Annotated in this window: 1 protein-coding gene; it reads left to right on the top strand. The window is 75.1% G+C overall.

The genetic code is table 11. From position 1 onward, the window contains the following. On the top strand, positions 1–450 hold a 450-nt coding region (locus tag FV223_RS29865; protein ID WP_147730153.1), incomplete at both ends, for a flagellar hook-length control protein FliK.

The raw sequence follows: 450 nt of genomic DNA, 5'->3' as shown, positions 1-450 counted from the left end.
GCGCTCACCGACGCCGCGTCGGCCGGACCCGCGACGCCGGACCCCGTCGCCAAGGCCCAGGCCGCGCCGTCCGGCTCCTCGCCGATCGCCGCGGACAAGGCCGCGGCCCAGCCGACAGCGGCGCCGGTGCCGCTCGGTCAGGTGCCGATGACGATCGGGCTGCGGTCGCTCGCCGGATCGAGCGAGTTCCAGATCCGGCTCGATCCGCTTGAGCTGGGCCGCGTCGACGTCACCCTCGACATCGACAAGGACAAGGGCACCGTGACGACGCATCTCGTCGTCGAGCGCGTCGAGACCCTGGCGATGCTCCAGCGCGATGCCGGCAGCCTGCAGCAGGCACTGGCCCAGGCCGGGCTCGACCCGTCGCAGGGCGGCATCACGATGTCGCTGCGCAGCGACGGCGGATCCGGCGGGGAGACCGCGCAGCGCGGCGGGCAGCCCGGCCGCAGC

Origin of the sequence: Methylobacterium sp. WL116 (assembly GCF_008039455.1) — a bacterium.
GTDB lineage: Bacteria > Pseudomonadota > Alphaproteobacteria > Rhizobiales > Beijerinckiaceae > Methylobacterium.
Note: the sequence above shows the minus strand (reverse complement) of the source record. Positions and strands in the feature narration are given on the sequence as shown.